Raw genomic sequence first — 22,831 nt, forward strand, 5'->3', positions numbered from 1 at the left:
CATTCTTCTTAAATAATAAAATCCTTAACAGTTTGCCAAAATATTAAGCATTTCGTTTTAACTTTGCGTGCTAAACTATGCTGCAGTCGTATTAAGGATTGGTTTATGCAGTTTGTTCATCTCGGTATTTATACAGAATTTTCGATTACAGAGTCGATAGTTCGCATACCTGACTTGGTCAACGCTGCGGTTAAAGACCAAATGCCTGCGCTGGCATTAACCGATCTATCAAACCTCCATGCAGCAGTAAAATTTTATAATTCTTGTTTAAAAAAAGGAATTAAACCGCTTTTAGGTAGCACAATTCGCCTTGACGATGCTCAACATCGTGCAACTTTACTTGCAATGAGTAATGTAGGCTGGAAAAGTCTTACCGAAATCGTTTCACGCGGTTTTATTGAAGGTCAACAACTCAGTATTCCATGTGTAAAAAAAGAATGGGTACTTGAACAACATCAAGATATTATTGTTTTACTTGGCCAGCATAGTGATGTGGGTCAGATGCTTTGCTCATCTAACCCTCAAAAAGCAGCTCCCCTTTTAGAAGCATGGATCGAAAAATTTGGTAACCGTGTTTATCTGGCTTTAACACGTACCGATCGTCCTGGTGAAGAAGATTTTATTCAAGAAGCCGCTAAACTTGCTGCTCAATATAATGTCGGTGTAGTTGCGCATAATGATGTGCACTTTGTAGAAAAAGAAGATTTTGAGGCACACGAAGCCCGTGTTTGTATTGCTGATGGCTATGTATTAGCAGATGATCGTCGTCCACGCTTATATAGTCCTGAGCAACACTTTAAAACCTCCGATGAAATGATCGAGTTGTTTTCAGATATCCCAAGTGCTATCGAAAACACCTATAACATTGCAAAACGCTGTAATGTTAGCCTACAACTTGGCACCTACTTTTTACCTGACTACCCAATTCCAGATGGCTTTACCATCGACACTTACTTTGAGCATTTGTCAAAAGTAGGTTTAGAAGAACGTTTAGATTATCTCTACCCTGTTGAAAAACGTGGTGAAGACTGGCCTGAGATTCGTAAACCTTACGATGAACGAATTGATTATGAAGTCGGCATTATCCTCAAAATGGGATTCCCAGGTTACTTCCTTATCGTTATGGACTTCATCCAGTGGGCAAAAAATAATGGCGTTCCTGTCGGACCAGGCCGTGGTTCAGGTGCGGGTTCGCTCGTTGCATATAGCTTAAAAATTACTGATCTTGATCCTCTTCGTTACGATCTACTTTTCGAACGTTTCTTAAACCCAGAACGTGTTTCGATGCCCGACTTTGATGTCGACTTCTGTATTGCCGGACGTGACCGCGTTATTGATTATGTTTCCCGTACATATGGCCGTGAAGCCGTGTCGCAAATTGCAACTTTCGGTACGATGGCGGCAAAAGGTGCTATTCGTGACGTTGCCCGTGTATTGGGTAAATCTTACGGTTTAGCTGATCGTATCTCAAAAATGGTTCCTACTAAACCACTCGGTGTGGACTTAGCCACTGCTATTGAGATGGAACCTCAGCTTAAAGATATTGTTACCAATCCATCTAACCCAGATAATGATGACGCGAGTGAAATCTGGGAAATGGCATTAAAACTAGAAGGTATTACCCGAAATACAGGTAAGCATGCCGGTGGTGTTGTTATTGCACCAGGTAAGATTACCGATTTCTCGGCTGTACTTTGTGATGAAGACGGAACCAGCCGTGTTGCTCAATACGATAAAGACGATGTAGAGGCAGCCGGTCTCGTCAAATTCGACTTCTTGGGTTTACGTAACTTAACCGTTATTGAAGACGCAATTCAAAATATTAATAAAAATCGCGATAGTAATGATCCGCTTATTATTTCGCATGTTCCACTTGACGATGCTAAAGCATATTCTGTCTTTGCCGATGCAAATACAACCGCGGTATTCCAGTTTGAATCCGTCGGCATGAAACGAATGCTTAAAGAAGCACGTCCAAGTAAATTTGAAGAGATTATTGCGTTCGTATCATTGTACCGTCCTGGTCCAATGGATCTTATTCCTGACTTTATTCACCGTATGCATGGTGGGGATTTTGAATATCTTCACCCCCTTCTTGAAGGTGTATTAGAACCGACTTACGGGATTATGGTTTACCAAGAACAGGTAATGCAGACAGCACAGATCTGTGCGGGTTATACGCTCGGTGGCGCTGACTTACTACGTCGTGCAATGGGTAAAAAGAAACCTGAGGAGATGGTTAAGCAGCGTCAAATTTTCTTAGCAGGTGCTGCTGAAAAAGGGATTGACGAAAGTACAGCCAACCATATTTTTGACTATATGGAAAAGTTCGCAGGCTATGGTTTCAACAAATCTCACGCCGCTGCTTATGCCCTCGTTGCCTACCATACTGCATGGTTAAAAGCTCATTATCCTGCTGAGTTTATGGCAGCGGTAATGTCATCGGAAATGCAGAACACGGACAGTGTTGTATTTTTAATTGATGACTGCCGAAATAATGGCCTAGAAGTTTTACCACCATCCGTCAATATGTCGACTTATCATTTCCATGCGAGCGATGATAAAACGATTGTGTATGGTTTAGGTGCAATTAAAGGCGTTGGCGAACAAGCGATGCAGTCAGTTATTGACTCTCGTCGACAATTTGGTCCTTATACAGATCTATTCGATTTTTGCCATCGTATTGATTTGAAGAAAATCAATAAGCGTACTCTTGAAGCTTTAATTCGTGCAGGTGCACTCGATTGCTTAGGAATTGAACGCGCAAGCTTAATGGCGCAATTGCCTGAAGCTGTTCAAGCTGCCGAACAAGCGCGCAGTAACCGTGAAAGCGGTATTATGGATTTATTTGGTGAGGTTGAAGAAGTTCAGCGTAAGCCAGCTAAACCCGTTAAACCGTGGAGTGATGAAGTTCGTCTAAAAGGCGAAAAAGACACGCTTGGTCTATATCTCACTGGTCATCCAATTGATGTTTACCGCCAAGAACTTAAAGCTTTTATTCCTGTAAAACTTAATGAAATTACGGCTACACGTCGTGGCGTTACAACAGTCTATGCAGGACTAGTGATTGACGTGGCAAACTTCCCAAATCGCGTAGTTATCGTACTAGATGACGGTACAGCTCGTATTGAAGTAAGTTGCAACCATGAACGTTTCCAACGTTTTAAAGATATTATCCAAGTTGAGCGTGTTGTCGTCTTTGAAGGCGAAATTTATGAGAGAGAAGGCTTTGAACGTCCAATGGGTCGTTTAACCAAGGCTTTTACTTTAAATGAAATACGACAAAAACGTGCTAACAGTATTCAGATCAAATTAGCAGAAGAGTTTATGCAAGCTACTTTGGCAAAAGATCTGCAAAATATCATCTTGCCATTTTGCAATGTAGATATGCATCAACATATCACTTTACAACTCCTGATTGATCAACCTTATGCTCAAGCAGAGCTTCAACTTGGTCCACAATGGAAAGTCGCTCCTCTAGATGAATTACTTGCTAAACTCAGAGATTATTTTGGAAAAGATAATATTTACATTGAATATCAAGTAAAGTCGAAAGCAGCTAAAGCAGCAGAACCTGTCCGTCCGCAAACTGTTGCCTCTCCTCCTTCAGGCATGTCCATGGACGATGCATTGGATTTATACCAAAGCGAAGTTTCTCAATATTCGTAATTTCTGGAAATCTTATGAGTTCGTTTGATCACACCACTGTGTCAAAACAGTTAGCACAAGTGCGTATTGTCATGGTAAATACCACTTTGCCTGCTAATATTGGCAGCGCTTTACGTGCAATGAAAACAATGGGACTAATTAAATTAGTTCTGGTTGCCCCAAAAACATATCCGCATCCAGATATACAAGCGCTCGCTGCTGGTGCTCAAGATTTATTTGAACATCTTGAGATTGTAGATACTTTAGAAGATGCCATTAAAGATTGCCATTTAGTGTTTGGAACAAGTGCACGTAGCCGCACCATTCCTTGGCCTCTACTTGATGTACGACCTGCAGCTAAAGAAGCCATTAAAGCCACCACTCAAGGACAACAAATTGCGATTGTTTTTGGCCGTGAAGATCGTGGTTTAACAAACGAAGAATTAGCACTGGCCAATTATCATTTAACAATTCCTGTAAATCCGGACTATGGCGTATTAAATGTTGCGCAAGCAATTCAAGTCGTATGTTACGAACTTCGCATGTCTGCTCTAGAGCAACAAAACGTGGACCAAGATGCAGAAGAAATGCCATTAGTCCAAGGTCAAAGCATGCAATGGGATGAGCCTTTGGTTACTCAGCAACAAATGGAAGAGTTTTATCCTCATCTAGAAAAGATGCTGACTGAAATTGAATTTTTAGATCCAGACAATCCACGTTTATTACCTTTACGCTTGCGTCGTTTATTTGGTCGTATACAATTAGATCGTATGGAATATCATTTACTTCGCGGTATTTTTAGTCGTGTACAAGCCCTAACAAGTGGTAAATGGAAAAAAGCATTATCTGACAAGGAGGATCAACCCAATGCTTAAACAGCTTAAAGAAGATATAAAGGCTGTATTTGCGCGAGATCCTGCTGCACGCAATACACTTGAAGTTCTTACCACCTACCCTGGCATCCATGCAATTATGATGCATCGTGTCGCACATGAATTATGGCAAAAAGATTGTAAAGGGGCTGCTCGTCTTCTTTCTTCATTTAGCCGTTTTGCAACAGGCATCGAAATTCATCCTGGCGCCAAAATCGGTAAACGTTTTTTTATTGATCACGGTATGGGTGTTGTGATTGGTGAAACTGCTGAAATTGGTGATGATGTTACACTTTATCATGGTGTTACCCTAGGTGGCACAACATGGAATAAAGGTAAGCGACATCCAACTTTAGAAGATGGCGTTGTTGTTGGTGCGGGTGCAAAAATTTTAGGACCATTTACCATAGGCAAAGGCGCTAAAGTCGGTTCAAATGCTGTGGTGACTAAAGCTGTTCCTGCTGGCGTGACCGCTGTAGGAAACCCTGCTCGCTATATTTATAAAGATACCCCCGACAAGAATAAAGATGAAGAACGTCGCCGTGATTATGCACAAAGTATCGGTTTCGCTCCCTACGCGACAACTGCTGATCAGTCAGACCCAATTTTAGAAGGTATGCGCGTTTTACTTGATCGTATTCAGCATAATGAAACTCGTATGAATAATTTATGCCAACGTTTATCAGAGCTAGATCCGAGTTTCAAAAAAGAAAGTCAGGATGAACAGCCTTTTAGTGATGAAGAATTGAAAATTATTGAAGAAGTTCGTCGTGAATGCGGTGCGCAAGATAAGACATCAAAAACGTAATATTCTTGATTCATAATGTAACACGCTTACCCTTGCATGTCTGTTTAGCTTTTCCTAGACTTACCTGTACCAAATCTGACTTTACTAAAATGAACGGAAGATCCTATGAATTTTAAGCCTTTGGCATATATTATCCTTGCGACCTCAAGTTTAACCGCTTGTACAATGGCCCCAGTAAAAGAACAAAAAATTGAGCCTTTTGTTTTCAAGGAACCAGAGCTTACTCCTCCTTTTTATGCACTTAATCCTTTTAACTATGATCAGCCACCGGTATTTGAAGTTGCATTAAAAGATGCTGCTGCACAGCCTGTAACGAAAATGGTGGTAAATCGTCAAGATGATCCGACCAAACAGCTTACACTCGACGTCAACAAACTCATTGTTCCGACTGTAAATAATTCACAACGTTCAATGAAATACGCAGTTTTAGCGGGTGAAAATGAAATTGACGTAACATCTATTGATGACTTCTTACAGTTAGTAGAAGGTAAAGCACGTCACTACCCACCTCGCTTTACTGACCGCCAAGAACGTAAAGGCTTTGAAAGTAAACTAAAAGAAGTAACACAGCAACTCGATACACTTGCTGCAAATGAAAATGCATCATTTGATATTCTACTTCGTGCTTTTAAAGCAAGTGTTCTTGCACGTAACCTTGATTTAGGTACTGTTCATACCACTAAATCTTTAGAATATGCTCAAAGACTTTTAAAAATTAATCCAGATGATGCGGAAACAAATTTCTGGTTTGGTTTTGGTTTATCTGAAGGTGGCGGCCAACGTGAAGCCATTCCATATTTAGACAAAGCCATTAAAGGTAATGTTCAAGAAGCATATCTAGCTGCAGCAAATAACTATATTGCGATGGAGCAAAAGAAAAATGCGATTCAGACGCTGAAGAATTATAAAGTTAAATATCCAGATGAAGCGGAAGTTGCTGATCGTTTAATTCAAGAGATTGAAAAACAAGGTCGTTGGAATGTATGGCAAGTTTTGACTAACCCAGCTATGTCTCCTGCTACTCCTACTGAAACATCTAAAAAGTAAGTTTAATGATTTAAAAAGGGCTGTTTTGACAGCCCTTTTTTATATTTGATCATTTGAAAATTACTTTAAAATTTGTATGATCTACCTACCATTGAGCCACTATATTTTGACCCTAATGTTTTCAATAAAAATAAGCAAAACACTGTTGACGGTCATGCTACTCGGTTCAATTCTGAGTGGTTGTCAGGTCGTAAATGTTAAGCAGCAAGCTTTGAATGTAACGATTGCAAATGAACGTAATAGTATTCTCACGCAAGATAAACTCAGCGAAGCAAGCCTGAATGTTCTATCTATGTCTGGTCAGGAAGCTAAAGTTTGTACAGACACCCCTGAGACCTGTGTAAATCAACTCAAAAACCTTCCTCAAATTTTAGATGAACAGTTCTTATCAGCAGCAAGCGAGATGTATCTCGCAAAAGCAATAGCTTTATCAGATACCTCTGACTGTAAAGTAAGTAGATTTACTAAACATAAATCTGAAGAAGAACAAAAGAATATTCTGAATAGATATGATGATTGCTTAGACCAGCAATTGAGTCTATTAGATAAAAGTATTCGTTATAGCTATGCGTATCTATTTTCAACGAAACGTCAGCCTAATGACCGTATTTTTGATAATAGACAGGTTCAAATTCGCGATTTCTATAATCAAGCAATCGCCAAAATGGTCAGTGTTTATGATTTAAGACACCCCAAGAAAAATGTGGTTGAACCACAAATTCACATTGGTAAAAGTGTTTACTCAATTGACTTTGAATTTCATAGACAGTTATCAGGTCAAAAATTAGAAAAACTAATTTCAAGTTATAACTTAAATTTTTCAGGTTTAAGAACTATTAACCGCCGTGATGGCTTTGGATCTGAATTTGTGGCTGTTTTCCCAAGTTCAGGAAGCGAAGATATTAATGAATATATCCTAGACCCACTTAAATATAATTATAAAAATGGTGTGAACCCAAATATTCATCATGCACGCTACTTAGCTGCGACTATTGTAGCTGAACCCAAACACGCAAGTACTGTTGAAGAAATTATTAATAATCCTGAATTCATAATCCGAGTTTATGATCCATATCGAACAGATAATATTAATGTAGCGGGTAAGCAATATCCTCTAGCAGCTAACTTTTCAGCACCTTATGGCCTATGGTTAGCCGAAAACAATTTGGGGGTTGCAGCCTATTTAACTCTGATTGATCGCGATCAGCATTTAACTATGCCACATCTCTACATGCTTGAACCGTACAATCCAAATAAGAAAATTATTGTGTTAGTCCATGGCTTGGCAAGTAGCCCCGAGGCATGGATTGCACTGACCAATGATGTTATGGGCGATACGGTTTTAAGAGACAATTACCAAGTTTGGCAAGTTTTCTATTCGACCAACATGCCAATTTTGGAAAGTCGTTTTCAGATTTATGCACTCTTGAAACAAGCTTTTGGTTCATTAAACCCAAGTGACCCTGCTGCACATGATGCTGTTCTTGTGGGCCATAGTATGGGAGGTATTATCAGCCGTTTACTGGTCAGTGATGGAGATATCACTAAACCTGCCTTAGAGTTGATGACGATTCGTCAGCAAAACCGCTTTAAAAAACATCCAATGGTTACTGAACGATTGCAAATGCATTCAATCAATAATTTTGATCGTGCAATTTTCTTGGCTTCTCCTCATCGCGGTACAGATTATGCGGATCGTTGGTTTACTTTAGCAGCGCGTAAAATTATTCGTTTACCCGGTGCATTTTTGTCGGCTGTTGCCACGTCACTAACAACCGAAAATTTAGATGTTAAAGATTTCTTGAGTAATATTGACAATGGTTTGATTCAAAATGGACCAAGTGATTTAAGTCATCAATCTAAATTTATGGAGCTCACAAAAGATATTAATCCACACCAAGGCTTAGTTTTCCATTCAATTATGGGAAATATAACCAAGAGCGATGATCCAAATGTAATTACCGATGGTATCGTTCCGTATAAAAGTGCTCACTTAGACGGAGCAAAGTCAGAAAAAGTTCTTCCTGGTGGTCACTCAATCCAGCTTACACCACAAGCTGTATTAGAACTGCGTCGTATTTTACGAGAGCATTTAGTCGAACATGGTTTATATAAACCATAAAAAGAAGGAGCCAAAGGATAACCTTTGGCTCTTTCTTTTTAGTATTAAATTTTACTGCCCAGAACGGATGATGTAATCAAACGCAGAGAGTGATGCTTTAGCGCCTTCACCTGTGGCAATAATGATTTGCTTGTAAGGTACAGTCGTACAGTCACCCGCAGCAAACACACCTTGAACATTGGTTTCGTTGCGGTCATTGACAATGATCTCACCACGGTTGGTTAACTCAACTTCACTGTCTTTCAAGAAGTCAGTGTTTGGCAGTAAACCAATCTGTACAAAGATCCCTGCAAGCTCTACCACATGCTCTTCATCAGTGGCGCGGTCTTTATATTTAAGACCAGTCACTTGTGAGCCATCACCCAGCACTTCTGTACTTAAGGCATTCATAATCACAGTGGTGTTTGGCAAGCTATGCAATTTGTTTTGCAACACTTGGTCAGCACGAAGTTTGGTATCGAACTCAACCAGAGTGACATGCTCAACAATCCCTGCAAGATCAATTGCAGCTTCAACACCAGAGTTACCACCGCCAATCACCGCAACACGTTTGCCTTTGAACAATGGACCATCACAGTGTGGGCAGTACGCAACACCACGAGTACGGTATTCTTGTTCACCCGGTACATTCATTTCTCTCCAACGTGCACCTGTTGAAAGGATCACAGTTTTCGATTCAAGTTTCGCACCGTTATCAAGTTCAACTTCAACCAAGCCATTTGCAGTTTGGTTGGCACCCGTGATTTTGCTGACACGCTGCAGGTTCATGATATCGACATCATATTCACGAACATGTGCTTCCATCTCGGCAGCAAACTTAGGACCTTGAGTCTTTTGCACAGACGTGAAGTTTTCAATATCCATGGTATCCATGACCTGACCACCAAAGCGTTCAGCCACGATACCGGTATTAATGCCTTTACGTGCCGCATAAATTGCAGCTGTTGCACCTGCAGGTCCACCACCAATCACCAATACATCAAATGCATCTTTAGCATTGAGTACTGCTGCATCTTTTTCAGCCGAGTTGGTATCAAGTTTCGCTACAATCTCTTCAAGGGTCATACGACCTTGACCAATGTGTTCGTTGTCTTGGAATACCATCGGCACAGCCATGATTTTGCGTTGTTCCACTTCATCTTGGAAGAATGAACCGTCAATCATGGTTGCTGTGGTGTTCGGGTTATAAATCGCAATCAGGTTAAGCGCCTGTACCACGTCCGGACAGTTATGACAGCTAAGCGATACGAATACATCAAAGTTTGCTTTGAGGTTTAAACCTTTAATCTGGTTAAGTACTTCATCAGACACTTTAGGTGCATAACCAGATACCTGTAACAGTGCCAAGATCAAAGACGTAAACTCATGGCCCATTGGTAAGCCTGCAAAGAACACACGAGGCTGTTCACCTGCTTTAGCTACACCAAAGCTTGGACGACGTGTATTGTTACCGTCAAAACGGGCAGTTACTTTGTCAGAAAGCTCAGCGATTTCAGAAACTAATTCTTTAATTTGAGCAGCTTTATCTGATTCATCTAAAGCAGCAACTAATTCGATTGGACTTTCTAAACGTTCTAAATAAGCTTTTAATTGAGTTTTAATGTTTTGATCTAACATCTGTTTTTACTCCAATGCATCCAAATTCTTTCAATAGATGCATAGTACGTTAAAACACAGAATAGGTAAAACAGTATGTTTTTATAGATTTGATCGGTTTTTTAGATTTTATTATTTCCGCAATTAAAAAAAGCCGACCTGAACTCATCCAGCGCAGGTCGGCAAACTGATTAAACTAGAGTAAGACCACACCAAATACAGCCCCAGCAATCAAAACATGCAAGGGATGAACTTTTTTAATTAAAGATAATAAAGTTGCAATGACTACCATAATAATGAGTAAAGTATTTATTGCCGCTGCCTCAGAGATAATCCAAGCACTGGCAAGCACCGTTCCAACAGTGACAGGTTGTAAAGCAAGCTGTAAAACACGGCGCCATTTCTTATCTTTAAATTTCGACCAACCTCTCATTACAAACACAGTAATAATCGATGAAGGTAAAAATTTAGCTGTAGAGGTCACGAGTAGACCTGACAACCCTGCTACATGCCATCCCACCAAAGGTACAATCATCATGTTCGGACCAGGTGCAGCTTGAGCCATAGCAAACAGAGCACTAAATTCTTGTGCTGTCATCCACTGGTGAATATCAACCACTTGGCGTTGCATTTCAGGCAAAATCGTATTTCCGCCACCAAATGCGATAAGAGACAATTGAGTAAAAATGATCGCTAAAGTAAGTAGAACTGCGCCCATTACACACGTCTCCAAATAATAGTTGAATAAAGAGTCAACAAAATTAGCATGGTCAAAAGCAAGGAGATTTTTAGAAAAGCAATACTGACAATTGCCGCCACTACAACACACATTGCTATTGGGTTACGTAATAATGGTTTCAACATTTTTAAGCCAGTTGCCACCAGAAGCCCTGCTGCTGCTGCTGCTAAACCTTCGAAAAGGTGCTTAACCATCAAGTTATCTTGAAACTGCTCATAGACATAATGTAAAAGTACAACAATGACTGTTGGAGCAAAGATTAAACCAATCAGAGAGCTTACTGCACCACGGACACCGCGAAACTCCATGCCAATCGCAACCGATAAATTAATGATATTGCCGCCCGGTAAAAATTGACACAGACCCAGTAACTCAGTGAATTTTTCAGGACTTAGCCACTGTCTTTGCTCTACAACAACTTTACGGGCCAAAGGCAACACACCACCAAATCCAATTAAACCTAATGTTAAAAAACCTAAAAATAACTCTGTGCAGGTCGGTACGCTCTCCTTCTGCACGGCAATCTCAACATGGTTCATTTTCATTACTTTTCACTTTATCTGACCAGCATAGAATGCTACTTTTATGATATATCTACAAATGCTTTTATTTTCACTAACCATACCCTAAAGGTATTCCTATGCTAGATTTACATAAGCTTCATGCCTTTGTGGTAGTAGTAGAAGAACGGAATATCACACATGCGGCAAACCGATTATTTATTCAGCAGCCGCCTTTAACACGTTTACTCAAAAAACTAGAACAAGAACTCGGTACACAGTTGCTTGTAAGGCAACCGCGTGGCATTGAACCTACAGAAGCGGGCTTAGCCTTATTTAAAGAAGCACAAATTTTATTAGAGCATGCTCGACATATTCCAAAATTAGTCCAAGACGTTAGCCAAGGTAAAACTGGACAACTTAATATTGGTTTTACAAGTTCAGCAGGCTTACACCCCCTCATTTCACTAGTATTACGTTCATATCGTGAAATATATCCTGCAGTACAAACCAAACTTGAGGAAGCAGGCAGTCAAAAACAACTGGACTGGTTAATTTCGGAAAAGTTAGATATTGCTTTTCTAAGAGCACCGATCAGCCGTGATATTGGGTTAAAGCATCTTCATATATTAGATGAGTCAATGGTAGTGGCATTACCTATAGGACATCCACTTACACAAAAAGAGAAAATTAGTTTAAGTGATTTGTCAGATGAGAATTTTGTTTTATACCGTCGTTCTTCTGGGCAAGGTTTATATGACAATATTTTATATAGCTGCTATCAGGCAGGTTTTAGTCCTCGCATTATTCAGGAAGCCCCTCGTCCCACCGCAACATTAAATTTAGTGGCTGCTGGAATTGGCATCACTATTGTGCCAGCCTCAATGCATAACTTTTGGGACCATGAAATTGTGTATCGCGAGTTTGATGATTCAATAAAACTAAATGCGCCTATTTACTTGATTACAAGAGAAAATGAAAATTCAGCTAAAGTTTCAAACTTTATTGAACTCATGCAAAAACTATTACCGACAATGACTTGAGTTTAAAAGCTGGGTAATAAAAAGTGCCTATCTAAAGACACTTTAATAAAATTTTGATCAAATAAATTTTGTTATATTTCTTAAGCGTAATATTTTTTCTTTAACCAAAGCGAAACCGAAACCAATGAAATCAGAACAGGGACTTCAACCAATGGTCCAATCACTGTGGTAAATGCCACAGGTGATGCTAAACCCAAAGTTGCAATGGCAACAGCTAAAGCCAACTCAAAGTTATTACCGGCCGCAGTAAATGAAATTGCCGCGGTTTGAGGATAATTATTCCCCAGCCGTTTACTCATAAAAAAGCTGATAAAGAACATCACCACAAAGTAAATCGTAAGTGGAATCGCAATACGTAATACATCTAAAGGTAAGCTCACCACATCGCCGCCTTTTAGACTAAACATCGCCACAATGGTAAATAGCAAAGCAATAAGACTAATTGGACTGATCTTTGGTAAAAATTTTGTTTGATACCAATCTAACCCTTTTGATTTAACTAAAATCAAACGAGTTAAAAATCCCATTAAAAATGGAATACCTAGATACACCAAAACAGCATATGTGATGGTCCAGAAATTAACATCAATGACTTGTCCTGCCACACCAAAATATGGCGGCAAGAAATTTAAGAAAAGCCATGCATAGGTGCTAAAAAATAAAATCTGAAAAATACTATTAAAGGCAACCAAAGCTGCAACATATTGGTTGTCACCACAAGCTAAGCCATTCCAAACCAAAACCATTGCAATACAACGTGCTAAGCCAATTAAAATAAGGCCCGTCATATACTCCGGATAGTTATGTAAAAAAACAATCGCAAGAATGAACATTAAAACTGGAGCAATAATCCAGTTTTGTACCAGCGATAAAGTTAAAGTTTTCTTATCTTTAAATACTTCTGGTAAGGCAGCATAATCAACCTTTGCTAAAGGTGGATACATCATCAAAATTAAGCCGATTGCGATCGGAATATTAACGTTATCTACACTTAATTCATTTAAAGACACAGATGCTTGAGGAAAGAAAACTCCAATAGCTAAACCTAAAGCCATTGCTATAAAAATCCATAGCGTCAGGTTTCGATCTAAAAAGGAAAGCCCTTGTTTGGTCATGTTCTACTCGAAGAAAGAATTGATTAATTTTTCTCAATACACACAAATGACTTATGCACTTATGCTAAGAAAATCTGAATTTTAAAGACGGAAAGCTAGGAAGATTAATCACAGCACGTTGTCGTAATGAAAGGCTGATCCTGTTGTTTTACTCTTGTCCCAGTCCCATCATTTCCGATCACTTTTAAAATATCTAAAGCCCAGATAGGTAAATCAGGATTTAAGCTGTAATAGACCCACTGGCCTTTTCTTTCATCCAGTAATACGCCATGAGTTCTTAATAAGGCCAAGTGTCTGGAGATTTTCGGTTGGCTCAACTCAAGCTGCTCTGTTAGCTCACAGACACAAATATTTTGTTTATTTAGAACTAATTTAAGAATATTTAACCGAGTTTGGTCAGATAGACATTTAAAGAAATCGACTTGGTTGATCATATCTTCAACAGAATATATTCGTTATTGCAAATATACGGATATCCATATATAAATGCAATATCTTAATTTGACAATAAATTTACCATGACTGAGCAAGTAAAAATCTATCATAACCCTGCATGTGGCACGTCACGCAATACTTTGGCACTCATTCGTCATGCAGGTCTTGAGCCTATAATTATCGAATATTTAAAAACACCACCAAGTAAAGATGAGCTAATCCAACTCATTAAGAATTCAAATTTAACAGTACGTGAAGCAATCCGTAAAAATGTTGATCCATATAAAGATTTAGAGTTGGAACAAGCCGATTGGACCGATGAGCAGTTAATTGAGTTTATGGTTCAGTACCCAATTTTAATTAATCGCCCATTCGTGGTTACACCAAAAGGCACACGACTTTGCCGCCCTTCTGAAGTGGTGCTCGACATTTTAGATTCAAAAAACTTAGGCTATTTTGCAAAAGAAGATGGTGAAGTGATCATTGATGAACAAAGCCGTCGTATTAAGTAATTGAAGATACTTATTAATATAAAAAGCTAAATGACATGGCACCATTTAGCTTTTTCTGAATGAAACGGATTAAAAATAGGATTTAATAAAAGGAAGCAGTTGCTCTCCTATTACCATGCCTAATAAACCGACTAATGCAACAAGAGGTGGAGCTGGTGACTTAACATTGAAAACATAATATAAGACACCAACAAGCAACCCTACAGCCAAAGATAACAAGTACATTTTCATCGTACATACCTTAGAGAATCAAGCCATTTAATCAGCAGGTTCCCATACTGTTTTATTTAAAATGCAAAACACGAGCACCCAAGTGCGCCCCAGAAAGATTTTTTGTCCTTATCATTAACAGGAACATCAAGCATCCAAGCATGGCTATGTCCATGCATGCCACAGCTGCTAGCACATGCACACAATGCACTTTGTGACTGTAATGATTGATTCGAAGGTGCATTACGATTTTCGGATAAACGCCACTGGCCACCAAAGCGTTTTACTGGTGACCATGTTGGAGATGCTGGCGGTAATGGCGGATCGTCTTGCTTAAACTCTGCCCCTGCGTACACCACTTTGCCGCCTAAAACAGTGAGTACAGACTCAATCCACTGGATATCTTCTGCTTCAACTTTGAAGTAGTCATCTGACAACACAACTAAGTCGGCGAGTTCCCCTGCTGTGAGTGAACCCTTAATATCTTTTTCACCTGAGAACCAAGCTGAACCTTTAGTCCAGAGTTTGAGTGCTGTTTGACGGTCTAATAGATTTTTTTCATCATAGAGAGGTAAACCGCCGACTGTTTTACCTGTACTTAGCCAATACAAACACACCCAAGGGTTATAAGAGGCAACACGAGTCGCATCTGTCCCCGCACCGACAGGTACACCAAGTTCTAACATTTTCTTGACTGGGGGCGTTGCCTGAGCAGCCTCTGCACCATAACGCTTTACGAAAATCTCACCTTGATATGCCATACGATGTTGAATGGCGATACCGCCACCCAACGCACCAATACGTTCGATATTGCGCTCAGATACAGTTTCGGCATGGTCAATAATAAATCGTGTCGCAAATGGCTGTTTTGAATTTACTTTTTCAAATACATTCAGTAAGCGATTAATACTTTCATCATAAGTTGCATGAATACGGAATGGCCATTTCTTTTCAGCCAAGTGTTCTACAATGGCTTCGAGTTCGCCTTCCATTTTTTCTGGTAAATCTGGACGTGGCTCATAGAAATCTTCAAAGTCACCCGCTGACCACGTCAGGTTCTCACCTGCTCCATTCATTCTAAATAGCTCATCACCATCACCCGGAAATGTCATTTCTGTCCAGCGACGATAATCATCAAGCTCTTGGCCTGCCTTTTGAGCAAATAGGTTATAAGCAATTCGAACCGTCATTTGATTTTGATCGTGCAATTGCTTAATCACATCATAATCTTCAGGGTAGTTTTGCCCACCGCCACCTGCATCAATTGCTGAAGTAATGCCTAATCGGTTCAACTCACGCATGAAATGTCGAGTTGAATTGACTTGGTCTTCAACTGGCAATTTTGGTGCTTTCCCTAAGGTCGAATATAAAATCATAGCGGATGGAGTTGCGAGCAACAGACCTGTTGGTTCACCTTTTTCATCACGTACAATCTTACCACCCGGTGGGTCTGGTGTGTCTTTGTTAAAGCCCAATACATCAAGTGCAGCTCGGTTCAACAAGGCACTAGCGTATAGATGTAAAATAAATACTGGAGTATCTGGTGCAGCTTTATTAATTTCTTCTAAAGTCGGTAAACGCTTTTCGGCAAACTGGAATTCAGTCCAACCGCCTACGACACGAACCCATTGTGGAGCTGGAGTATTGTCTGCTTGTTCTTTGAGTAAGCGTAATGCATCAGCAACGGATGGCACACCTTCCCAGCGCAGTTCCATATTGTAATTTAGGCCACCACGAATAATATGCAGATGACTGTCATTTAGACCCGGTATAACGCGACGGCCATTTAAATCTACAACTTTGCTTGTTGGTGTTGCGAGCTTCATAACCTCATCATTTGTACCCGTGCGTAACACTTTACCATCTGCAATCGCAATTGCTTGTACTTCTGGACTTTTGGGGTCTAATGTTGTGATTTTACCGTTTATGAGTATGAGGTTTATTTCGGTCATTCTGAACTCCATTCTTGTGAGTTATCGTTCTAAAAAATAAAGGCATATCTGTATTAATATCACTTAAATATTGAATACTAGACATGCCTTTACCTAAATCAGTAGTGTTTTATTTTGCAGGAACTGGTGCAAGTACTTCATGTTCTGATGTTGTACGCTCAGGTGCCTTATGTACCATCGTATAAGCATAATCCACACCCATACCGTAAGCACCAGAGTGTTCACGGACAATCGCCATAACTGCATCATACGTATCACGGTGTGCCCAATCACGCTGCCATTCAAGTAATACTTGTTGCCAAGTTACCGGAACAACACCAGCTTGAATCATACGTTGCATGGCATAGTCATGTGCCTCTTTCGATGTACCACCTGAAGCATCCGCGACCATATAAATCTCATAATCCCCTTCAAGCATCGCACCAAAAGCGAAGGTGTTATTACACACTTCAGTCCACAAACCTGAAACAATCACTTTTTTACGATTATTTTTTGCAAGCGAATCACGTACTTTTTGGTCATCCCACGAATTCATTGAAGTACGTTCTAGTAATGGAGCATCTGGAAATACATCTAAAAGTTCTGGATAGGTATGACCAGAGAAGCTTTCAGTTTCAACCGTGGTAATGGTGACAGGAATATTGAATGTTTTAGCTGCTTTTGCTAATCCTACAGTATTATTCTTTAATACTTGGCGATCTATTGACTGTACCCCAAAAGCCATTTGTGGCTGATGATCAATAAAAATAACCTGACAATTGGTTGGTGATAGTTGTTCTAAAAGTGATTTATTCATGGGTAAACTCCATTATTCCTTATGAGTAATGCATTAAAATTGCTTACTGGTTATTATGAAAACAGATAAAAATGTAAAAGCATAGACAGCAAATCAGCACGAATCTGTATTCTGTACGAATACAATCAAAACAATGATTGCTTTTTAATTTTTATAGTTTAATCATTGATATATATTTTTTACCTTTCGCTTATCCATGGATCGATTAGACTGTATTTCCACTTTTGTAAGTGTTGTAGAACATGGGAATTTTAGTAGCGCAGCCAGAGCACTCGATATTTCTCGTGACTTAGTTGCCAAACGTGTTTGCCACCTCGAAAACGACCTCAGAACCACACTTTTAACTCGAACAACAAGACAGATGAACCTCACCTCTTGTGGGGAAAAGTTTTATCAACATAGCAAAGTCATTTTAAGTGAGTTCGAATGGGCTGCATACGAAATTAGCTATAATCAGCAGTACCCTGAAGGCGAACTCAAGCTCAATACACCAATGTCTTTTAGCAACATTTTTCTTCAACATATCATTTCGGACTTTATAGAGAAATATCCCAGCATCAAAATTGATTTATTCATGACTGATCAGCTATTAGACATGAATAATAATAAATTTGATTTAACCATTCGTGTAGATGGCTCTCCTCCTAATTTGGCAAATAGTAAAATATTAAATACCTATCAACGATATTTGTATGCAACACCTGAGTATTTTAATCAGCATGGATTACCAGATTCATTAGAAGAACTTAAAGAACATAAGTTTCTAATTTATTATCAGGATAGCCGACATAAGAAATTGATTTTCCAAAAAGATCAAAAAGAAGTGTCTTTTAATTGCTTCCCTGTGATGACCTGTAATAATGGTGAATTATTATTAGATATGTGCTTGAAAGATCATGGTATCGTCTTTCTTCCAGAGTTTATTGCAGAGCCTTACTACAAAGAAGGTAAATTACAGAAATGTTTGGAAGACTACACCAGTCAGCCGCTTCACTTATATGTTACATGGCCAAACCGTAAGATTTTATCGAAGAAAGTAAAATTATTTATTGATTTTCTAACACGTCAAATCGTTCCCATAAAATAACCAATTTGGGCCTTTTCCAGAAGGAATGGCCCATTATTTTTTAGTTAGTTTAAATGGTTTCAATCTTCTTATTTTTAAATAAATTTAATAAATTTTGCTCTGCTGTTGCTGTACTGTCTTGTTCAACAAATGTCGTCGCGTAGTGTTCTAAATGCTCTTCCATCAATTGAGTTGCTCGTTTTTCTTCACCCTGCTCAATTGCATCTAAAATTGCACGGTGTTCATCAGCCGAACAATTATTATGTTTTGGAATTTCATATAAGCCAATTAATAACGAAGTCCTTGCAATAAGCGTCTGCAAATAACTGATCATAATCGTATTTTGATTTGCTTCAATTAGCTTTAAATGAAATTGCCCTGATAGCTTAATCCACTCGGCCCAATTGCCAGCTAAACGCTCATGAGACTCTTGATCTACTAAGCTTCTAAGCTCACTAAAATCTAGGCTATGTGACTTTTGAGCTAGCTTTTTTACAGTAGCGATTTCAAGCATGCTGCGTGCTTCAAAGACCTCTTTTGTTTCATGAGCACTATGTTTTGCGATGAGTGCTCCACGATTGGGCTGAATTTCGATGACCTTATCATGGGCAAGTTTTACGAAAACACGTCTTAACACTCCCCTCGTTACACCAAATGCCTCACACAAAGGTGCTTCAACTAAACGTGCGCCAGGAACGAGTTGTCGATTTAAAATAGCATCTACAATAGCGTTATATATATGGTCATCAATTTCATCATTGCTCATTTCTACGGCTTTTTTTGGTGCATTTGATGGCATTGATTTCTCCATTTTTATTAACGCCTCCTCTTTCTAAAACTTTATCTAATAACTGTAGTGTAAGTTTAACTTAAGCGTTTTGGAATATTGCTCTCATTTCCAAAACACTAATGTTGAGCTAAACAATTCAATATTAGACTTCTAAATATCCACTTATACACCTAACTTTACTTACTTTTTATAAAAAATTAAGCACTTCTCATTTTATAAATTTGTCTCTTCATATCCAAAATTCATACCAGTTTAAATAACTCATAAGCGCTACTTCTTAAATTTGGCATAACTTTTGCTCAATTAAAATTGTGCACAATATAAATATCACATTGTGCACAATTTTAATTTCATTCTTTTAGCCAGAATTTCAAGCTGCTGAAGAACGTGCCAGCCCAACATAAGGGAAGTGAGTGTTCAAGATGAATAATACCGAATCAATAATTAAACCTTCTTATGATGCAAAACTGACAAATCAAGACTTAGCTCCTTTAAAAAAGCAAACATGGGGCGCTTATAATATTTTTGCTTTCTGGATGTCTGATGTTCATAGTGTCGGCGGTTATGTCATGGCTGGGAGCCTTTTTGCACTCGGGCTGAACAGCTGGCAGGTACTTTTATCTTTACTCATCGGCATTGCCATAGTTCAGTTTTTTACAAATCTGATTGCCAAGTCTAGCCAACAAACAGGCACGCCCTATCCTGTTATTTGTCGTGCCACTTTCGGTGTGCTTGGTGCAAATATTCCTGCTGTTATTCGGGGTCTTATCGCTGTCGCGTGGTATGGCATTCAAACCTATTTGGCCTCAAGTGCATTCTTATTAGTCATTTTAAAGTTCTTTCCAGAATGGTCACCCTATGCTGATGTTTCAACTTACGGCTTTCTTGGGCTTTCCTATTTAGGATGGGTTGGCTTCATGCTGCTTTGGCTACTACAAGCGATTGTTTTTTGGTCTGGCATGGAAAGCATACGTAAATTTATTGACTGGGCAGGTCCAGCTGTCTATGTTGTGATGTTTGCGATGGCAGTATGGCTCATCTGGAAAGCTGGCTGGCAAAATATTGATTTAAACTTGAGCGGTGTTCAATACGACGGCTTTGCGGTTGTACCTGTCATGATTGGTGCTATTGCGCTTGTTGTTTCATATTTTTCAGGGCCTATGCTGAACTTTGGTGACTTTTCTCGTTATGGCAAAAGCTTTAATGCTATTAAAATGGGGAACTTTCTTGGGCTACCGATTAACTTCTTAGGCTTTTCTTTACTTACTGTGGTGTGTATTGCAGCAACGCTTCCAGTGTACGGCAAGCTCATTACAGACCCTGTCGAGATGGTTGGAAAACTAGATAACACATTTGTGGTGATTTTAGGCAGTTTAACCTTAATGATTGCCACTATCGGAATTAATATTGTTGCTAACTTTGTTTCACCTGCATTTGATTTTTCTAATGTTTCACCGAGCAAAATTAGCTGGCGTATGGGTGGAATGATTGCAGCAGTAGGTTCAATTTTCATTACCCCATGGAATTTGTTTAATAATCCTCAAGTGATCCATTACACCATTGATATTTTAGGTGCATTTATCGGTCCACTTTTCGGTGTATTGCTCGCCGATTTTTACCTCGTTAAAAAACAAAAAATTGTGGTAGATGATTTATATACCTTAGATAGCAAAGGTTTGTATTGGTACAAAAATGGTTATAACCACTCTGCCTTTTATGCCTTAATTCCAGCTTCATTAATTCCTATTCTATGTGTGCTTTTACCACAACTCTCTGCACTTGCTAATTTCACATGGTTTATCGGTATGGGATTTGGTTTTGTCATTTACCGATTTCTTAATCAACCGCTTGCCCATGCTAAATCGGCAATGACGAAGGTAAAAGTACAATGAAAATTAAAATTATTAACCCTAATACCACCCAAAGCATGACAGACAAAATTGCTGCATCAGCAAAGATAGTCGCAAATTCTGATACTCAAATTATTGCTGTGAGTCCTCAAATGGGACCTGCAACAATTGAAAGTTATTATGATGAAGCTCTAAGTGCAGTAGGTGTGTTAGAAGAAATTCACCAAGGTGTACAGCTAAATGTCGATGCCTATATCATTGCATGTTTTGGTGATCCTGCGCTTTATGCTGCCCGTGAAATGACTTCAGCACCTGTGATTGGGATTGCCGAAGCAGCTATGCGAACTGCAAGTTATGTTAGTACTGGTTTTAGTGTGATCACCACCTTACAACGCACAGTGAATATGAGCTGGCATTTAGCTCATCGCTATGGGGCTACACCATTTTGCAAAAATGTTCGAGCTTGTGACATTACAGTTGAAAAGTTGGAGCTTCCTGACTCAGATGCTTATCGAACAATACGAGATGAGTGCAAAAAAGCACTCGCGGAAGATAAAAGCGATGCAATTGTTTTGGGCTGTGCAGGTATGAGCGATTTATGCCTAAAGCTACAAAACGAGTTGGGTGTAATCGTTATTGACGGCGTTACAGCAGCCGTTAAACAAGCTGAAATATTAGTTCAATTAAATTTAAAAACCAGCAAAGTTGGTGATTGGGCCCCACCTCCTGTAAAGAACTACACAGGCATATTGTCAGGTTTTGGAGTACGCTAAAGAGTTACTGTTTCAATTCCAGCTCAAAACTCAGAGTTGGAATTGAAACAAAGAATAATTAAAGGAATTAAGCCTCTGCTAACTCTGACTGTTGTTCTTCTTTATAAAATGGCACATCGCCATTAATAGTTGCACGGTGCATGATGCGATGAGCATCGCCATAATCAAATAATGCTTTATGTTGTGTGCAACGGTTATCCCAAATCGCGATATCACCGTCTTGCCATTTCCAGCGTAAATGAAATTGCTCTTGGGTCGCATGTTCAAACAAGAAATTAAGTAATTGCTCACTTTCTTGTTCAGGTAACTCATTAATGCGAGTGGTAAAGCCCTCACTTACAAACAACAAAGGCTCACCTGTAACAGGATGGGTACGCACCACTGGGTGAACCACTGGTGGGTTACGCTTAAATGTTTGTAAAAGCTTTTCACGTTCCTCTTCGTTATGAGCAAAACGTTCAAGCGGAAAAGACTTACGAATATCGTGGGTTGCAGTTAAGCCACGTAGTTTTTGCTGTAACTCAAGCGGAAGTCCTTTAAAAGCTGCTGTGTTACTCGACCACAACGTGTCACCGCCTACAAGTGGAATTTTTATGGCTTGCAACACACAACCTAAAGGCGGGGTTTTACTAAAAGTCACATCTGTGTGCCAAAGTTCATTGTCACGCAAATCCTGTTTCCAACTGTCGAGCACCATCACTTCAGGTACATCTTCAATTGAAGGATAAATCGGGTGCACATGTAAGCTACCAAAACTGCGTGCCAAGTCTGCTTGTGCTTGCGGTGCTAATTGTTGCTTTCGAAAAAAAATGACCTGATGATCAAGCAAAGCCTGCTGGATTTGTTGCGTTGTCTGTTCATTTAACGCATTCAAATCAATATCGTGAATAATTGCGCCAATGCTAGGCTTGATCACTTCAATATTTAAGTTTGCTACTACTGTATTCATCTTCTTTA

Annotated in this window: 20 protein-coding genes; 10 read left to right on the forward strand and 10 right to left on the reverse strand. The window is 39.3% G+C overall.

Annotated features, from left to right (window positions below):
- The first annotated feature begins 105 nt into the window (after positions 1-105).
- From dnaE to SOI76_RS10490, 5 genes are all read left to right on the forward strand, one after another.
- The gene (gene dnaE / locus SOI76_RS10470) at positions 106-3,669 is read left to right on the forward strand and encodes a DNA polymerase III subunit alpha (protein ID WP_104079482.1); all 3,564 of its coding nucleotides are present in this window, start codon (positions 106-108) and stop codon (positions 3,667-3,669) included.
- A gap of 14 nt (positions 3,670-3,683) precedes the next feature.
- Positions 3,684-4,523: an RNA methyltransferase gene (gene trmJ, locus SOI76_RS10475; protein ID WP_016145007.1), complete on the forward strand. Its 840-nt coding sequence runs from the start codon at positions 3,684-3,686 to the stop codon at positions 4,521-4,523.
- A complete protein-coding gene (cysE, locus tag SOI76_RS10480) occupies positions 4,516-5,328 on the forward strand; it encodes a serine O-acetyltransferase (RefSeq protein ID WP_017399897.1) in 813 nt (270 codons plus the stop codon). The genes trmJ and cysE overlap by 8 nt, the downstream gene beginning before the upstream one ends.
- A gap of 105 nt (positions 5,329-5,433) precedes the next feature.
- Positions 5,434-6,375, forward strand: a complete 942-nt coding sequence (locus SOI76_RS10485; RefSeq protein WP_205668400.1) for an ABUW_2363 family tetratricopeptide repeat lipoprotein — start codon at positions 5,434-5,436, stop codon at positions 6,373-6,375.
- Between the two features lie 115 nt (positions 6,376-6,490).
- Positions 6,491-8,497 (forward strand): esterase/lipase family protein, encoded by a 2,007-nt coding sequence (locus SOI76_RS10490; RefSeq protein ID WP_104079481.1) that lies wholly within the window; start codon positions 6,491-6,493, stop codon positions 8,495-8,497.
- A gap of 51 nt (positions 8,498-8,548) precedes the next feature.
- Here the strand turns inward: SOI76_RS10490 and ahpF are convergent, their stop codons facing one another.
- From ahpF to SOI76_RS10505, 3 genes are all read right to left on the reverse strand, one after another.
- A complete protein-coding gene (gene ahpF / locus SOI76_RS10495; protein WP_320541593.1) occupies positions 8,549-10,114 on the reverse strand; it encodes an alkyl hydroperoxide reductase subunit F in 1,566 nt (521 codons plus the stop codon).
- A 175-nt stretch (positions 10,115-10,289) separates the two neighbouring features.
- Complete coding sequence (locus tag SOI76_RS10500) at positions 10,290-10,811, reverse strand: chromate transporter (protein WP_104080485.1); 522 nt, start codon at positions 10,809-10,811, stop codon at positions 10,290-10,292.
- The gene (locus SOI76_RS10505) at positions 10,811-11,371 is read right to left on the reverse strand and encodes a chromate transporter (RefSeq protein WP_104080597.1); all 561 of its coding nucleotides are present in this window, start codon (positions 11,369-11,371) and stop codon (positions 10,811-10,813) included. Before SOI76_RS10505 ends, SOI76_RS10500 begins: the two co-directional genes overlap by 1 nt.
- Positions 11,372-11,472: 101 nt before the next feature.
- On the opposite strand from SOI76_RS10505, the gene alsR reads away from it, so the two are divergent.
- Positions 11,473-12,375 (forward strand): LysR family transcriptional regulator, encoded by a 903-nt coding sequence (gene alsR, locus SOI76_RS10510; RefSeq protein WP_104080486.1) that lies wholly within the window; start codon positions 11,473-11,475, stop codon positions 12,373-12,375.
- 80 nt (positions 12,376-12,455) lie between these two features.
- Here the strand turns inward: alsR and arsB are convergent, their stop codons facing one another.
- Entirely contained in the window at positions 12,456-13,490 is a 1,035-nt protein-coding gene (gene arsB, locus SOI76_RS10515; RefSeq protein WP_104080487.1) for an ACR3 family arsenite efflux transporter, read from the reverse strand.
- Positions 13,491-13,594: 104 nt separating this feature from the next.
- The gene (locus tag SOI76_RS10520; RefSeq protein ID WP_104080488.1) at positions 13,595-13,924 is read right to left on the reverse strand and encodes an ArsR/SmtB family transcription factor; all 330 of its coding nucleotides are present in this window, start codon (positions 13,922-13,924) and stop codon (positions 13,595-13,597) included.
- A gap of 84 nt (positions 13,925-14,008) precedes the next feature.
- On the opposite strand from SOI76_RS10520, the gene arsC reads away from it, so the two are divergent.
- On the forward strand, positions 14,009-14,437 hold the full coding sequence (gene arsC / locus SOI76_RS10525) for an arsenate reductase (glutaredoxin) (protein WP_104080489.1): 429 nt from the start codon (positions 14,009-14,011) through the stop codon (positions 14,435-14,437).
- A 69-nt stretch (positions 14,438-14,506) separates the two neighbouring features.
- Here the strand turns inward: arsC and SOI76_RS10530 are convergent, their stop codons facing one another.
- The 3 genes from SOI76_RS10530 to SOI76_RS10540 form a co-directional block, all read right to left on the reverse strand.
- Positions 14,507-14,668 carry a DUF1427 family protein gene (locus SOI76_RS10530; RefSeq protein WP_104080490.1) on the reverse strand — a complete coding sequence of 54 codons (162 nt, stop codon included), beginning with the start codon at positions 14,666-14,668 and terminating at the stop codon, positions 14,507-14,509.
- A gap of 56 nt (positions 14,669-14,724) precedes the next feature.
- Entirely contained in the window at positions 14,725-16,599 is a 1,875-nt protein-coding gene (aepA, locus tag SOI76_RS10535; protein WP_104080491.1) for an amidohydrolase, read from the reverse strand.
- A 109-nt stretch (positions 16,600-16,708) separates the two neighbouring features.
- Positions 16,709-17,395 carry a hydrolase gene (locus SOI76_RS10540; protein WP_104080492.1) on the reverse strand — a complete coding sequence of 229 codons (687 nt, stop codon included), beginning with the start codon at positions 17,393-17,395 and terminating at the stop codon, positions 16,709-16,711.
- A gap of 196 nt (positions 17,396-17,591) precedes the next feature.
- Here SOI76_RS10540 and ttdR point away from each other — a divergent pair, with 196 nt between their 5' ends.
- Positions 17,592-18,482, forward strand: coding sequence for a LysR family transcriptional regulator (ttdR, locus tag SOI76_RS10545; protein ID WP_104080493.1), 891 nt, complete (start codon positions 17,592-17,594; stop codon positions 18,480-18,482).
- Positions 18,483-18,531: 49 nt separating this feature from the next.
- Here ttdR and SOI76_RS10550 read toward each other — a convergent pair whose 3' ends face one another.
- The gene (locus tag SOI76_RS10550) at positions 18,532-19,272 is read right to left on the reverse strand and encodes a GntR family transcriptional regulator (protein WP_104080494.1); all 741 of its coding nucleotides are present in this window, start codon (positions 19,270-19,272) and stop codon (positions 18,532-18,534) included.
- Positions 19,273-19,673: 401 nt separating this feature from the next.
- Here SOI76_RS10550 and pucI point away from each other — a divergent pair, with 401 nt between their 5' ends.
- Positions 19,674-21,143: an NCS1 family nucleobase:cation symporter-1 gene (gene pucI / locus SOI76_RS10555; protein ID WP_104080495.1), complete on the forward strand. Its 1,470-nt coding sequence runs from the start codon at positions 19,674-19,676 to the stop codon at positions 21,141-21,143.
- Positions 21,140-21,874 carry an aspartate/glutamate racemase family protein gene (gene hyuR / locus SOI76_RS10560; RefSeq protein WP_104080496.1) on the forward strand — a complete coding sequence of 245 codons (735 nt, stop codon included), beginning with the start codon at positions 21,140-21,142 and terminating at the stop codon, positions 21,872-21,874. Before pucI ends, hyuR begins: the two co-directional genes overlap by 4 nt.
- A gap of 67 nt (positions 21,875-21,941) precedes the next feature.
- On the opposite strand, the gene tauD is transcribed toward hyuR, so the two are convergent.
- Positions 21,942-22,823 (reverse strand): taurine dioxygenase, encoded by an 882-nt coding sequence (gene tauD / locus SOI76_RS10565; protein WP_104080497.1) that lies wholly within the window; start codon positions 22,821-22,823, stop codon positions 21,942-21,944.
- Positions 22,824-22,831 lie beyond the last annotated feature (8 nt).

Source organism: Acinetobacter pittii (assembly GCF_034064985.1).
In the GTDB taxonomy this organism is placed as follows: domain Bacteria; phylum Pseudomonadota; class Gammaproteobacteria; order Pseudomonadales; family Moraxellaceae; genus Acinetobacter; species Acinetobacter pittii_H.

Bases quoted from the DNA above. Each gene is read 5' to 3' on its own strand.
- SOI76_RS10485 (WP_205668400.1), top strand. From the start codon at position 5,434: ATGAATTTTAAGCCTTTGGCATATATTATCCTTGCGACCTCAAGTTTA.
- arsC (WP_104080489.1), top strand. From the start codon at position 14,009: ATGACTGAGCAAGTAAAAATCTATCATAACCCTGCATGTGGCACGTCA.
- SOI76_RS10550 (WP_104080494.1), bottom strand. From the start codon at position 19,272: ATGGAGAAATCAATGCCATCAAATGCACCAAAAAAAGCCGTAGAAATG.
- SOI76_RS10490 (WP_104079481.1), top strand. From the start codon at position 6,491: ATGTTTTCAATAAAAATAAGCAAAACACTGTTGACGGTCATGCTACTC.
- pucI (WP_104080495.1), top strand. From the start codon at position 19,674: ATGAATAATACCGAATCAATAATTAAACCTTCTTATGATGCAAAACTG.
- ttdR (WP_104080493.1), top strand. From the start codon at position 17,592: ATGGATCGATTAGACTGTATTTCCACTTTTGTAAGTGTTGTAGAACAT.
- alsR (WP_104080486.1), top strand. From the start codon at position 11,473: ATGCTAGATTTACATAAGCTTCATGCCTTTGTGGTAGTAGTAGAAGAA.
- trmJ (WP_016145007.1), top strand. From the start codon at position 3,684: ATGAGTTCGTTTGATCACACCACTGTGTCAAAACAGTTAGCACAAGTG.
- aepA (WP_104080491.1), bottom strand. From the start codon at position 16,599: ATGACCGAAATAAACCTCATACTCATAAACGGTAAAATCACAACATTA.
- SOI76_RS10520 (WP_104080488.1), bottom strand. From the start codon at position 13,924: ATGATCAACCAAGTCGATTTCTTTAAATGTCTATCTGACCAAACTCGG.
- arsB (WP_104080487.1), bottom strand. From the start codon at position 13,490: ATGACCAAACAAGGGCTTTCCTTTTTAGATCGAAACCTGACGCTATGG.
- SOI76_RS10505 (WP_104080597.1), bottom strand. From the start codon at position 11,371: ATGAACCATGTTGAGATTGCCGTGCAGAAGGAGAGCGTACCGACCTGC.
- hyuR (WP_104080496.1), top strand. From the start codon at position 21,140: ATGAAAATTAAAATTATTAACCCTAATACCACCCAAAGCATGACAGAC.
- SOI76_RS10500 (WP_104080485.1), bottom strand. From the start codon at position 10,811: ATGGGCGCAGTTCTACTTACTTTAGCGATCATTTTTACTCAATTGTCT.
- SOI76_RS10540 (WP_104080492.1), bottom strand. From the start codon at position 17,395: ATGAATAAATCACTTTTAGAACAACTATCACCAACCAATTGTCAGGTT.
- SOI76_RS10530 (WP_104080490.1), bottom strand. From the start codon at position 14,668: ATGAAAATGTACTTGTTATCTTTGGCTGTAGGGTTGCTTGTTGGTGTC.
- tauD (WP_104080497.1), bottom strand. From the start codon at position 22,823: ATGAATACAGTAGTAGCAAACTTAAATATTGAAGTGATCAAGCCTAGC.
- ahpF (WP_320541593.1), bottom strand. From the start codon at position 10,114: ATGTTAGATCAAAACATTAAAACTCAATTAAAAGCTTATTTAGAACGT.
- cysE (WP_017399897.1), top strand. From the start codon at position 4,516: ATGCTTAAACAGCTTAAAGAAGATATAAAGGCTGTATTTGCGCGAGAT.
- dnaE (WP_104079482.1), top strand. From the start codon at position 106: ATGCAGTTTGTTCATCTCGGTATTTATACAGAATTTTCGATTACAGAG.